The sequence below is a fragment of the Paenibacillus residui genome, assembly GCF_042677205.1.
In the GTDB taxonomy this organism is placed as follows: Bacteria; Bacillota; Bacilli; order Paenibacillales; family NBRC-103111; genus Paenibacillus_L; species Paenibacillus_L residui.
In genome coordinates this window covers 43,481-56,984 of sequence record NZ_JBHTIU010000019.1, presented here as the reverse complement: position 1 = coordinate 56,984, position 13,504 = coordinate 43,481, and the positions used below count along the sequence as shown (strand labels likewise).

Sequence of the window (13,504 nt, the reverse complement as noted above, 5' to 3'; positions counted from 1 at the left end):
GGAGAAGCTCTTTTTCTATATCCGCTTTTTCCAATTCCTACACCCACAGAGATTTTACACTATCATTTTGTCCTCGAGGGGAGGGATGACCATGGTGATGCGGCAGAGGCATCTGCCCACCATACCGGAGCACCGCCTGCTCTGTCTTCCGGTTTCGGTAGGCTGGTATTGGGACGAGCCCGAGCACATAGTTGACCGCAGCAAAGGGGCTTGGAACGATTACAGTATTCATTTTGTATTGGAGGGCAAAGGATATGTCGAACTCGATGGCGCTATCCATACTCTTGGGAGAGGGGATGCATTCCTGTATTACCCTTATGAGCGGCAGCGTTACTATTCCTCCGAAGATGAACCCTGGAGTATCCGCTGGGTCCATTTTTACGGGAAGAAGCTGAATGAATTTCTGATCGGAATGGGGATTCAACGCTCTACACTCTGGTCGATCAGGCAACTGGAACCGCTGGAAGAGGCCCATCAGCGGCTGATGGAGGAAGCGGAGAGGCACGTATTGCTTCACGATGCGAAGCTGACGACACTTATGTATGCTTTGCTGGTCGAATTTATGTCGCAGGCGGTTCCCTTCATGCCTGCTAAAGGGTCAGCCCCTTCAACGGAGCGGATTGACGAGCTGCTGCCGCTTATGCAGGAGCAAGCTTGCGAGCCGTTTAACCTCGATTATTGGGCGGAGCAAGCCGGAGTAAGTACCTTCTATTTCTGCAAGTTGTTCCGGCGGGCCACTCGAATGACACCGCTGGCCTTCATCACCTTATGCAGAATCCAAGCCGGTAAGGAGCAGCTTCTCGAGCGGCCGGACTGGCCGGTTAAACGGATTGCCGAAGAGTGCGGTTATCCGAATGCAAGCTATTTCAACAAGCGCTTTCTTGAGCACGAAGGGATGACCCCGACCGAGTTCCGTGAATTGTACGGCAGGCGGATATAAAGTGATGCTGCGAAGGTGAGTTTGTTCCCGACAGCCGCCCGGATGGCCGGACTGAGGGTTTGAGGATTAAAGCTCCGATTATTTCTTCAACAAAAAATTATTTTTTCTTTTTTTTGTATTTTTTGTCCTCAATAAGTTGTACAATGTCCATGGGGGCTGATCCTTCCGCATTCGAGTGGGCGGGTTCGTACCCGACAGTTTCTTTTTTAAACAATCTTAATTAAGACGTAGGAGGAGTTTTCGATATGAAGGTAGCAGTCATCGGCTGCGGAATTATGGGGAAAACTCATGCGAACGCCTATCGCGAATTGCCCGGCGCAGAATTGGTCGGAGTATGCGACTTCGTTGAAGAAGCAGCCAGGGCGACGGCAGAGCAATATGAGACGCAGCCTTACTTTTCCTTTGAAGACATGATCGAGAAGGCCAAGCCGGAGGCGGTCAGCATTTGCCTGCCCACCCATTTGCACAAGGAGTATGTGATCAAGGCGGCGGAGCGCGGCGTGCACGTTATTTGTGAAAAGCCAATGGCTCCAACTTTGTCCGAAGCCCGCGAAATGATAGAAGTCTGTAAGACCAACGGCGTCCGTTTATTCATCGCCCATGTCGTCCGGTTCTTCCCGAGCTATAAGGATATTACCCGCCAAGTCATGAATGGCGCCGTAGGAAATGTTGGAGTTGTACATACGAAGAGAATCGGCGGCCGTCCTGGACAAACCAAAGCCTGGTATAACGACAAGAGCAAGAGCGGCGGAGTCATTATGGATCTGATGATCCACGATATCGATTTTGTCCGTGGAATTGCCGGAGAGATCAAGAGCGTTTATGCCATGGAGCGCAGCACGGAAAATATGGACTATTCTTTAGTTACTTTAAGATTTGATAATGGGGCTATGGCCAATTTGGAAGCGTTCTGGGGTTATCCAGGGCCATTCACTACGGCAGTGGAAGTGGCCGGCAATAAAGGGGTGGTCCGCTTTAACAGTGAGCAGACCCATTCAGTACGCATTCATAAAACAGCAGACAGCGAAGACGGAGGCAAGACGGTTTCCCGCACTGCCAGTCCTACGCTGCGCGATCCGTATTATTATGAGTTGGAACATTTTCTGGAGTGCATTCGGACAGGAGCCGAGCCGCTTGTTACAGCGGAGGACGGATACCGGGCGGTGGAGGTTTCTCTCGCCGCGCTCGAATCTATTCGTACGGGAGCGGTCATTGATATGCGCCAGTTTCAAAGTGAAGCCGGGAGGGAGAACGTATGACAGCAGCGCTTAAAGTCGGAATGATCAGCTTTGCCCACGGCCATGCCTTCAGTTATTTCCGGGCGCTGATGAACATCCCCAATGTGGAAGTTACCGGAATTGCCGATGAAGTGAAAAGCCGTGTTCAGGAATTAACGGAGAAGCATTCGATCCCTTATTATGAAGACTATCGTCAGCTTCTGGAGACGGATATCGATGCGGTGGTGATTTGTTCGGAGAACGTGCACCATGCGAAGTTGACGATCGATTCGGCCAATGCGGGCAAGCATGTTCTATGTGAGAAGCCTCTGGGAGTCTCGGTTGAAGAGATGGAGGAGATGATCCGCGTCTGCAAGGACAACGGAGTGCAGTTGATGACTGCGTTTCCATGTCGGTATATTACTGCAGTAACCGAAGCGAAGGCAGCGATTGAACGTGGAGAAATCGGCGAAATTCTCGCGATCAAAGGCACTAACCGCGGAACCATGCCGGGCGGCTGGTTCATTGAGCCGTCCTTGTCCGGCGGCGGAGCGGTTCTAGATCATACCGTCCATGTCATGGACTTAATGAATTGGTTCTTGGGCAGCAGGGTGAAGGAAGTTTACGCAGAAGCGGGAACCTTATTCCATGATATTGCAGTGGATGATGCCGGACTCGTTCATGTCAAGTACGAGAATGGAGTCGTGGCCGTGCTCGATACAAGCTGGTCCAGACCGAAGTCATTCCCGACCTGGGGAGACGTCACGATGGAGATTATCGGAACCCGCGGGGTCATCTCCGTAGATTCCTTCGCACAGAAGAACGAAGTGTATAATGATGAGAAGATGAAGACTCAATGGAGCAGTTGGGCCGACGGAATGGATGAAGGCCTCGTGCGCGGCTTCCTGGATGCTATTCGTGATAATCGCGAAGTGCCGATTACCGGGGAGGACGGATTAAGATCGACCGAAGTGGCGCTTGCCGCCTATGAGTCGATCAAGAAGGGCCAGCCGGTGAAGCTCGGTTAAATGGAACAAACGGGGTGTGCTGAATAAGCGCACCTTGTTTTTTTTGGTTTTTTGTGGAGCCCCGTCGGTCCTAGTAGGCATAAAGAAAAATGAGCCTTTCTATACATATACCTTATAGGATAAAAGTACATATACGAAATTTAGAACGAATATTGTATAATGCATTCAAACGCAAAAATAATTGGAGTCGAGTTAATGGACGATCAGAAATTCAGCAACTATGAGCTTAGTCAAAAGCAAGAGCGCTTTTCATCCGCCGGATTTATTCTGACGGCAATCGGAAGTTCTGTCGGATTAGGAAATATGTGGAAATTTCCGTATATTACGGGTGAACATGGCGGGGCCGCTTTTTTCTTGCTGTTCATCCTATGTTTGATTATTATTGGTTTGCCTGTTCTGCTGGCCGAACTGGCTATAGGAAGAAGCGGAAGGGGAAGTGCGGCAACGTCGTTCGTCAGAGCAGGCGGGGGCCGGGGCTGGAAGAGCGTCGGCTTGCTGCAGGTTATTGCTCCTTTCTTAATTTTAACCTTCTATATGATCGTCGCGGGCTGGACACTGCATTATGCGGTATTTTCCTTTAGCGGCAAGCTGTATAGCGGCGAGGATTTCAGCAGTCAATTCTCCGGATTTATTTCCGGTTATTGGCCGGTCGTATGGCAGTTGGTCGCCCTGCTTATTTCGGGAGGAATCGTGATTCTCGGGATTGCCAAAGGGATTGAGAAGTTTAACAAGCTCATCATTCCAAGTTTGGTGGTTCTTCTCCTGATTTTGATGATAAGAGCTGTTACCTTGCCTGGCGCGGACGAGGGAGTTTCTTTCTTTCTGAAGCCGGACTTCTCGCAGTTGACGGCGGAATCCGCTTTAGTAGCGCTTGGACATGCCTTCTTCTCATTGTCGCTTGGAATGGGAATTCTTCTTACGTACGGCTCTTATGTGCGCAAGGAGCAATCGCTCGGAACAGCATCGCTGGCTATCGGAGCGGGGGATCTTATCTATGCTTTCATTGCCGGGTTGATCATATTCCCGACGACGTTCTCTTTCGGCATTGCTCCGGACCAGGGCCCTTCGCTAGTCTTCATTGCGTTGCCGGCTGCCTTCTCGGCTATGCCGCTCGGCACGCTGTTTGGCGGGTTGTTCTTTGTACTGCTTGCTTTTGCGGCACTGACTTCGGCCGTATCCCTGCTAGAAGTTCCGGTTTCCTACGCAATGGAGCGGTTTCGCTGGGGGAGGAGCAAGGCCGTTTGCATCATAATAGTAATTCTTTTTGTGCTGGGGATTCCGTCGGTCTTATCCCTGGGCCACGTGTCCGCTCTTACGTTTGGGGGCAAATCATTCTTTGATTGGGTTGATTTTATCACTTCCAATCTTATGCTGCCGATCGGCGGCTTCGCCATAACGGTATTTGCGGGCTATTATTGGAAGGGGGCAGCCGAGGCTTCCGGCTTGAGTGCCGGCTGGTTCCGGGTATGGCTGTTCATGCTGCGTTATGTTGCGCCTGTACTTGTATTTCTCGTATTTCTGCATTCGTCAGGCATCCTACAGTTTTAATAAGCGAAAAGAGCTGTCCTGTCTAATGGACGGCTCTTTTTGCGTGTAAAGCGGTGAGTGTAGCCGTGTCTGTTCTGTCCGGCTTTCTCCGTAATGCGCAGGGAAAGCCCACTACTGCTCAGGTTCTGTCGGCTTTCTCCGTAATGCGCAGGGAAAGCCCGCTTCTGCTCAGGTTCTGTCGGCTTTCTCCGTAATGCGCAGGGAAAGCCCGCTACTGCTCAGGTTCTGTCGGTTTTCTCCGTAATGCGCAGGGAAAATACGCAAGTGCGCTGTATGTGAAAGCTCCACGGCCCCTCGCGTGGTGGTTGGTCAGTCTCCATGCGCACATGCCGACCATTTCTCACAAAAGAAGCAAAAGTGCATCTTTTCTCACGGAAATCGCCTATTGTAAGGGAAAAGCCTGCAAAAATACACGAATTTCAGCTAATGAGAGGCATTGCTTCAATTTGAAACTCAAAAGGATGTATTTTTGCAGCAATTTTTTCCAAACAAACCACCAACCGCTCAAAAGATGTAAAATTGCAATTTTTTCTATTAAAGCTGCAGGATGCCTCGTCTAAGTTCATAACGCACCACATGCTTGCCTGTCGAACCGGTAACCGGCGTAAACCAGCCTTTATCGCAGAGTGATTTGAGCATGCGCACTGCAGTGCGCTGGTTGATGTTTAAATGAGTTTTCACATCGATGGGACGCAGAGCCCGAGCAAGCATAAAGGATGATTTCCCGTTCCGCCACGCTATCCAGGCTGACAGAAGAAGAATCCGGCTGATAGCGGCTAAGAATCATACGCAGCAGAGTAATGCACAACTCGGGCCGGTAAGCGACGTCGTCATAAGCGAAGGAAATCACCTGATACCCTAGAGCCGATAAAAAAGTTTCCCGGTTCAACTCATTGCAATATTTTCGCCTGTCCATATCACGTACATGCGGTCCGAAGCCTTTGATTTCTATAATCAGCTTCACATGCCGGGTAAGCCAGGCGAAGTCGCAGAAATAGGATAACCCCCGCCAATCCAGCACCTCATATTCCGGATGCAGATCAATGAAGTTCTCACGCAGCGGCCACCATATGTTGCGGCAAAACAATTTTTCGGCTTCCAGGTGTCCCCGAGCGAGACGATCTCTTCGTTCTCCCGATCTTCTTTGCAAATGATACTGGATAAACTCAGTATGGGCCTCTTCGAAATTCATTTCAGCCTGCACCTCCCCGATAAAATAAAAGAACGTCCTGATCCATTCCTTGTTGGAATGGATCAGGACGTTCTTCGTCACTTAAAGATTATTATAGTGTAAGGCGGATCAATTGACCAGCTTTGAAACATGCCTTAGGATGTAAATTGATTCTTTGCTGGACGGGCACCGACACATGAATGAAATGAACTTTTCGACTTAAAGTTGGAGTATTCATCTGTGATGTAAGAATAGTGGGTGATCAGACTCCTGCGACTTCAATGCTCATAATTATGAATAACCGCGACGGCCGCGCCTAGTGATTGCATGTACGGCTGTTCGTTAAACTCGATTTTAGTTTTGCTCAGAGGAATCTCCAGAGCGTTGGCCGCAAGATAATTCAGCGAGGCCTGTTTGAAATAAGCGTTCGAATTATACGGGCTGTCAATGACTATGAGGCCAGGATTCATAATGTTGATTACACTGATTAATGCCACGCCCAAATATTTACCGTATTGCTTCAGCAGATCATCCATTTGCTCCTGGGCGGGAGCCTGCTCGTGCTCGGACATCCATTGGGCGTAGGAGCGGATGCTGATCATCTGCTCCAGACAGCCGGTTTGGCCGCAGCTGCACTGCGGTCCCGCTGGCTCCACAGGAAGATGGCCGATCTCCCCCGAAGTCCAACTGACCCCGTCCCAAATTTGTCCGTGTTGAAAGAAGGCCCCGGCGATCCCTTCACCAATGCGAATATAAAAGAAGCTGGGGTTATGATGAAGCTCTTCCGTTAACGAAGCGCATAAGGCCGTCATTTTCACGCTGTTTTGGATAGTTAGGGAAATATGCTCGGGAAGCGCGGCGGATTGGGTGAGCAAGGAATGGAGGGGGACATCCTTCCATTCCAGCTTCGTGGAAACATACACAATGCCCTCATCCGTATTTACGATTCCGGGGATGCCTATACCCACGCCAATCAATCCGTCATGTGCTTGCTTGGTCCTTTGAATGAGCCGGGTCAGGCAGGCAACTACTTCGCCTACCTGCCGGCTGTCCACTTTATCGGAGCCTTTATCGATGATATTGAGGCAATAATCCGTTACAACGTAATCAACGGATTCGTTGGATAGAGTAACACCGAGCGATTTGAAGGCATCGGCATTAAGCTCGATCAATATTTTGGGACGGCCCACTCTGCGGCTGTCCTTGATCCCAACTTCTTTAATCACGCCTTCATGGATAAATTGATCGACGATTAAGGAGATTGTATTTTTACTGACCCCCATTAGCTTGGCAAGATCTTTTCTGGAGGTTTGCTTATGTTTCCTGAGTAAATGGATAAGCTTCTTCTGATTTTGCTCTCTTAACAAGCCAGGCCCTTTGATTGCCATAATGATCCCTCTTTTCTCTATCTATCCTCTTAGCATGAGGATATCAGGAAAGAGCTATATTTGGCTAATTCCATTCGCAGTTCAGGGGTGTGCCGCATTTATATAGCTACTTTGCCATGTCTTTGGCCAAATCTTCATCACTTTTGCTGATGGATTGCAGCAGGTCTTCAATTTCCGGCCGTACCGGTTTGCCCCGGTTAATAAGCCCCATCCAGATGAAGATAATACCGGCAGTGAAGACAGGTGCCCCGATTTCAATATATAGTGGCCATTCGACAACCACCTTGGTAAAGGCGAACATAATGAACCCGCCAAGAATGGAAGCTATTGCGGCTTTGGAATCGCTGTGTTTGAAGGCCGGCAGCAGTCCGAGCAGCATTGGAATGGAAACCGGGCCTACCAGAGCGGCGAACCAAGTGATCAGCAGGCCGAGTACGCCGCCGAACACGTCGGAATAAATAGCGATCACGAGTGTAATAAATGTAAAGGTAAACGTAGTAATCCGCGCAATTTTCAACGAAAGCTTCTGATCGATGCCTCTGAACTTTTTGTTCATGACCGGCAGAATATCCCGCGTGATGACCGCCGAGATGGTATTGGCATCAGAGGAGGTCATGGACATGGTTGCCGCAAACAAGGAAGCGAGTACAAGTCCGATAAGTCCAACCGGCAGAAGCTCCTGAGTCAGCAGGGAATAGGACTGATCCGGTTGGCTGAGACCCGGCAGAATAATTGGCGCTGCCCACATCGGGAAGAACAAAATAAGCGGCCAAATAAGATAAAGAATACCCGAGAGCAAACCGGCACGCTTCGCTTCTTTGCCTGAAGGAGAAGAGATATACCGCGCTGCAAGGTTCCAAGTACCGCCGTTGTAGCTTAAGAAGACAACGAAAACGTATACAATGACATAGCCGAGAGAATAAGGCTCGTTAAACGGCTGGCTGTTGGCCGGAGGGAGCTGATCCCACATACCGGTAATGGAGCTTATGCCGCCGAGAGTTTGCACCACGACAACGAACATGACAATTCCCGCGATAATTTGTACGACAAATTGGGCAAAGTCCGTCCAGATGTCCGCCCATAATCCGCCCACGGTAATATAAATGAGCGAGACAATCCCCGAGATTAAAATTCCGTAAATAATCGGGATGCCTGTAAAGCCGTTGAGCAGGATACCGATAGCCGCCCATTTGGCACCGACATCAAACAGCTTCAGCAAAACTCCGCTCCAGGCAATTAGCTGCTGAGTCGGAATATTGAATCGCATGGCCAAATATTCGGTGGGGGATTCAATATCCAGCTTCGTTCTTAATTTGGCCCAGCGGGGAGCCATAATATAAGCACCTGCAATGACTGAAATAGCAATCGGAATAGCCCACCATACATATAAGCTGAATCCATGAGTATATGCAAGACCGGCGTAAGCTACAAACACCGCTCCGCTATAACCGGAAACGTGATGAGAAATTCCGGATAACCACCACGGCAGCTTTCCTCCGGCAACGAAGAAATCTTTAGATCCTTGCACTTTCTTGAAAGCCGAAAAACCAATGAAGACCATCAATAAGAAATATAAACCGATAACGCCCCAATCTAATCCACTCAAATGTCATTCCTCCTTGGTGTATGCGTTTACATGTTATATTAGTCATAATACATGACTAATTAAAGAATAGCAATAATATGTTCATGAATTTATTATATGAATTTGTTTGGGTTTTTTGGCAAAAAAATCTGGAGAAATTGACCGCTAGTCAATGTGTTTAATTGTAAACAATATATTTATTGAAAAAAAATAATATTAAAAATAAAGTAAATTTTCTGATATCTATTGCAATATTGATCAATACAAACGATAATATTTATTAGATTAAGAAAACGCTTTCTACGTAAATTGTAACTTTCTGTTACATTCTTGCTCGAGCTATTGTAGAAACAAGCCGGGTATGAAAAATTGAATATCTTAAGTTTGGGAATAGGTATGACGGGTAGAGACGATGAGAAAACCCGGTGCTGAATACGAACAATTAGGGACTGTATTTTGTTCGCTTGGTACTGTTTTCTTATTGTCTTTTTTTGTTGCTCTTTATGAGGGACAACGACTGCCGGTCCCGCAAGGCTTCATCCAGGCTTTACATTAAATTAACGTAAACCGGGAGGTATTTTCCTTGACAGCCCACCTGTAATGAGATAATTTTATTACAAAAAAATGCACTTAATTGGAAATATTGTCACTTCCTCTTCGCGTTATTCTGCTCCTTTATTAAAACGACCACATCAAGTAAAGGATTAGCCTTAACAGGAAAGTATTGTACAGCGGAATCAAAAATAGGATGTTAAAGAACGAATTTATCTAACAATGAAGCTCCGGATATTCGAGGGGGTGAAAAATGCATTAAGGGAAGTCACTTTATGGAAAGCGCTATCATAATTATGTTATCAAATGATTGAGTAAAGCCGGCGCATATTGCAATTTGATGCAAGCAAAGAATGAAAGCGTTATTATATTTCTCCGTCATAGAGAAAGAGCTTGTCTTCTTAGGATAAACCAATGATAACATTTCCGTTACAAAAAAAAGAGGTGAATGAATCGTTGCCAAATCCAACCGTTCCTAATTCAGCGCCGGCAACCCGGCCTTCTAAATTGTCCCGCTCTTTAAAGCCGTTTCGTAAAAATTGGGAGCTCTACGTCATTATTTCTCCGGTTATCCTTTATTACATCATTTTTGAGTATTTCCCAATGTACGGGGTTCAGATTGCCTTCAAAAACTTTATAGCCACGAAAGGAATATGGGGAAGTCCATGGGTCGGATTCAGACATTTTGAAAGGTTTTTCGACAGCTATTATTTTTGGAGACTGATCAAGAATACTCTCGGCATCAGCTTGTATCAGCTGGCCGTAGGTTTTCCCGCTCCGATTATTCTGGCCTTGATGATTAATGAAGTGCGCATGAAGTATTTCCGTAAATTCGTACAGACGGTGACGTACGCTCCTCACTTTCTATCCACCGTCGTGCTGGTCGGAATGCTCCTTATGTTCCTGTCGCCGCAGAGCGGTTTGGTTAATCAAATTATCGTCTTCTTCGGCGGAGAGCCGATTGCTTTCATGTCCGAGCCGAAGTGGTTCAAGACGATTTATGTGTTGTCAGGTGTCTGGCAGCAAATGGGCTGGAGCTCCATTATTTATTTGGCTGCCCTGGCCGGGATAGATCCGCAACTGCATGAAGCCGCCAAGGTGGACGGAGCGACCCGTCTGCAGCGAATCTGGCATGTGAATCTGCCGGGGATTCTGCCGACCATTGTCATTCTGCTGATCCTGAATGTGGGATCGATCATGGGAGTCGGCTTTGAGAAAGTGTTCCTGATGCAAAACTCGCTAAATATGGAAGCCTCGGATGTTATAGCGACTTATGTATATCGTAGCGGGATTCTGGGGGCGCAGTACAGCTTCTCGGCTGCGGTCGGCTTGTTCAACGCTGTGATTAACTTTATTTTGCTGGTGCTGGTCAATTTTACGGCGAGAAAGCTTAACGAAACCAGCCTATGGTGACAGGAGGGCGGAATATATGGTAGATCATTCCCGGGGAGACAAAATATTCGATTTCGTCAATACGCTGCTGCTGATCGTGCTTACTATCGTTGTGCTGTATCCGCTCGTCTTTGTTCTCAGCGCATCGATAAGCAGCCCGAATGCAGTGGTTAAAGGGGAGCTTTGGCTGCTGCCCAAAGATATAACCTTCGTTGGCTATCAAAGAATTTTCGAGAATAACGACATCATTACGGGATACCGCAACACAATTTTCTATACCTTGCTGGGAACGGCAATCAATCTGGTCATGACAACGTGCGCGGCTTATCCGCTGTCACGCCGAGACTTTAAGGGGCGCAACGTGATTACGGCATTCATAGTGTTTACGATGTTCTTCAGCGGAGGTTTGATTCCGGTTTATCTGTTGGTTAAAAATCTCGGAATGCTTAATACCTTCTGGGCGCTGGTTATTCCGAATGCGGTATCCGTCTGGAACATCGTCATTATGAGAACCTTCTTCCAGAGCAGCATTCCGTACGAAATCCAGGAGGCCGCTTCGATTGATGGCTGCAATAACTTTCAGATCTTATTCAGAGTGGTGCTGCCGTTATCCATGCCTATTATAGCGGTGATGATTCTCTTCTATGCGGTTGGCCACTGGAATGCTTTCTTTAATGCGTTGATTTATTTAACGGACCGTGCCAAGTATCCCCTTCAATTGGTCCTAAGGGAAATTCTTATTCAAGGACAGATGCAGGATATGATCGATATGGCCGACGATTCGCTTGCCAAGAAGGTCATGGAGGTTGAGGCGATCAAATATGCGGTCGTCGTTGTCGCCAACTTGCCGGTTCTCGCGCTGTATCCCTTCTTGCAGAAGTATTTCGTCAAAGGGGTTATGATCGGCGCATTGAAAGGTTAGCCCGTATGAACTGCGGACAGCCGTCTTCAGATGCAGGCGGCATTCCGCTTCATAAAAATACATTTTTAAACTCTATCTCAGGGAGGTCTAGAAATGAAAGTTAAGAAGTGGGGAGCTGTTATGCTGACAGCAACTATGTCCGTATCTTTATTGGCAGCATGCGGCGGAGGCGGCGGTAACGGCAGCGGGAGCGGGAGCGGTACAGAGGGAGGCGGAGGTGACGGAGGGACGCCCAAGGAGGAAAGCAACTTCAATGCGACCGGGTTTCCGATAATGAAAGAACCGATAAACCTGGCCTTCTTCACGGGAAAGTCGGCGACAACCGCCAATAACTGGAATGAGACGATGCTTTGGCAGGAATATGCGAAGATGACAAATATTAATGTGGATTTTCAACTGGTCCCCTTCGATAACTTGACGGAACGACGCAATTTGGTTCTGGCCGGCGGAGATTACCCGGATGCCTTCCATACCGCCCGGATTACTACTCAGGACCTGGCCAAGTACGGCTCTCAGGGGATATTTATCCCATTGAATGATCTGATAGACAAGTATGCCCCCAACCTTAAGAAATTAATGGATGAAAATCCCGATCTGCGCAAGGGAATGACCTTACCCGACGGAAATATATACGGAATGCCGACGATTTACGACCCGGATTTTACTTCCGTTCTGATGGGATCGAAGCTTTGGTATAACAAAGAATGGCTGGATGCCCTGGGCGTCAAGGAGCCGGAAACGGTGGATGAATTTTACGAGTTTCTTGTAGCCATTAAGAAGACGGATCTGAACGGGAACGGGAAGCCGGATGAAATTCCGTTCGGTTCTTACAGTATCTCGGATGTGATCACCAAGCTTAGCGGGTATTGGGGCTTGATGAACCGCGGGGTAGCCAATAGCAATATCGATATGGACCCGGAGACGGACAAGCTTCGCTATGTTCCGGCTGATGAACGGTACAAGGACTTGCTGCAATTTTTAAATAAGTTATATACGGAAGGCTTGTTGGAGCCGGAGATCTTTACTTTGAAGGCTAATGAGTTTTTTGCCAAAGGTGCGGAAAATACTTACGGGGTCGTACTTACGACAAGCCCGGAGACTCTGATGAATCAGAAGAGCTTCGTTGGCTTGCCGGCACTGCAAGGGCCGTTCGGAGATCGCCTTGTGCCCAGCCGTTCTTCACTTACCGGGGCTGGAGCGTTCGTCATTACCGACAAGAATAAATATCCGGAAGCCACTGTCCGCTGGATGGACTATTTCTATAGCGAGGAAGGCAACAAGATGTTCTTCATGGGCTTCAAGGACAAGAGCTATATAGAAACAGCGGATGGACAAATTGAATATACGGATGAAATTAAGAACAATCCGCAAGGACTAACCTTGGAACAGGCACTGGTTAAATATGTGACATGGCCGGGCGGCAGCTATCCGGGAATTGTCCGGCAGAAATATTTCAAAGGGGCGGAATCCTTGCCTGCTTCTATAGAAGCAACCGACAAGCTGAAGCCGTATTTGACGAAAGAGGTGTGGCCGGTATTTACCTTTACGGAGGAGGAGTCCGAGAGATATCAGTCCCTGCACCCGGATATCAACGCTTATATGGAAGAGATGAGAGCGAAATTTATTACAGGGGCAGCCCCGTTCTCGGAATGGGATACCTATGTGGATACGCTTAAAAAGATGGGGTTAGACGAGTATTTGGAAATTTATTCGACGGCTTACGAAAGATATAAATCAAGCTAATCTGCTGTATAGATGAAA

The 13,504-nt window shown here is 47.9% G+C and carries 10 protein-coding genes; 7 read left to right on the top strand and 3 right to left on the bottom strand.

All coding sequences use genetic code 11. The annotated features are described in order from the left end of the window. The first annotated feature begins 91 nt into the window (after window positions 1-91). The 4 genes from ACFQ03_RS05795 (at window position 92) to ACFQ03_RS05780 (ending at window position 4,733) form a co-directional block, all read left to right on the top strand. The gene (locus ACFQ03_RS05795) at window positions 92-940 is read left to right on the top strand and encodes a helix-turn-helix transcriptional regulator (protein ID WP_379286719.1); all 849 of its coding nucleotides are present in this window, start codon (window positions 92-94) and stop codon (window positions 938-940) included. A 245-nt stretch (window positions 941-1,185) separates the two neighbouring features. Continuing rightward, on the top strand, window positions 1,186-2,199 hold the full coding sequence (locus ACFQ03_RS05790; protein ID WP_144934381.1) for a Gfo/Idh/MocA family protein: 1,014 nt from the start codon (window positions 1,186-1,188) through the stop codon (window positions 2,197-2,199). Continuing rightward, window positions 2,196-3,185: a Gfo/Idh/MocA family protein gene (locus tag ACFQ03_RS05785; protein ID WP_379286718.1), complete on the top strand. Its 990-nt coding sequence runs from the start codon at window positions 2,196-2,198 to the stop codon at window positions 3,183-3,185. Before ACFQ03_RS05790 ends, ACFQ03_RS05785 begins: the two co-directional genes overlap by 4 nt. 195 nt (window positions 3,186-3,380) lie before the next feature. Further along, window positions 3,381-4,733, top strand: coding sequence for a sodium-dependent transporter (locus tag ACFQ03_RS05780; protein WP_379286716.1), 1,353 nt, complete (start codon window positions 3,381-3,383; stop codon window positions 4,731-4,733). A gap of 616 nt (window positions 4,734-5,349) precedes the next feature. Here ACFQ03_RS05780 and ACFQ03_RS05775 read toward each other — a convergent pair. The 3 genes from ACFQ03_RS05775 to ACFQ03_RS05765 form a co-directional block, all read right to left on the bottom strand. Then, the gene (locus tag ACFQ03_RS05775) at window positions 5,350-5,925 is read right to left on the bottom strand and encodes a DUF559 domain-containing protein (protein ID WP_379286714.1); all 576 of its coding nucleotides are present in this window, start codon (window positions 5,923-5,925) and stop codon (window positions 5,350-5,352) included. Window positions 5,926-6,182: 257 nt separating this feature from the next. Beyond that, complete coding sequence (locus tag ACFQ03_RS05770; RefSeq protein ID WP_144934388.1) at window positions 6,183-7,292, bottom strand: ROK family transcriptional regulator; 1,110 nt, start codon at window positions 7,290-7,292, stop codon at window positions 6,183-6,185. Between the two features lie 106 nt (window positions 7,293-7,398). Continuing rightward, entirely contained in the window at window positions 7,399-8,898 is a 1,500-nt protein-coding gene (locus ACFQ03_RS05765) for a sodium:solute symporter family protein (RefSeq protein WP_144934390.1), read from the bottom strand. A gap of 987 nt (window positions 8,899-9,885) precedes the next feature. On the opposite strand from ACFQ03_RS05765, the gene ACFQ03_RS05760 reads away from it, so the two are divergent. The 3 genes from ACFQ03_RS05760 to ACFQ03_RS05750 all read left to right on the top strand — a co-directional run bounded on the left by ACFQ03_RS05760 (window position 9,886) and on the right by ACFQ03_RS05750 (window position 13,486). Beyond that, window positions 9,886-10,842 (top strand): ABC transporter permease, encoded by a 957-nt coding sequence (locus tag ACFQ03_RS05760; RefSeq protein ID WP_379286712.1) that lies wholly within the window; start codon window positions 9,886-9,888, stop codon window positions 10,840-10,842. Between the two features lie 16 nt (window positions 10,843-10,858). Next, complete coding sequence (locus tag ACFQ03_RS05755) at window positions 10,859-11,743, top strand: carbohydrate ABC transporter permease (protein ID WP_379286710.1); 885 nt, start codon at window positions 10,859-10,861, stop codon at window positions 11,741-11,743. 93 nt (window positions 11,744-11,836) lie between these two features. Further along, entirely contained in the window at window positions 11,837-13,486 is a 1,650-nt protein-coding gene (locus tag ACFQ03_RS05750) for an extracellular solute-binding protein (RefSeq protein WP_379286708.1), read from the top strand. Window positions 13,487-13,504 lie beyond the last annotated feature (18 nt).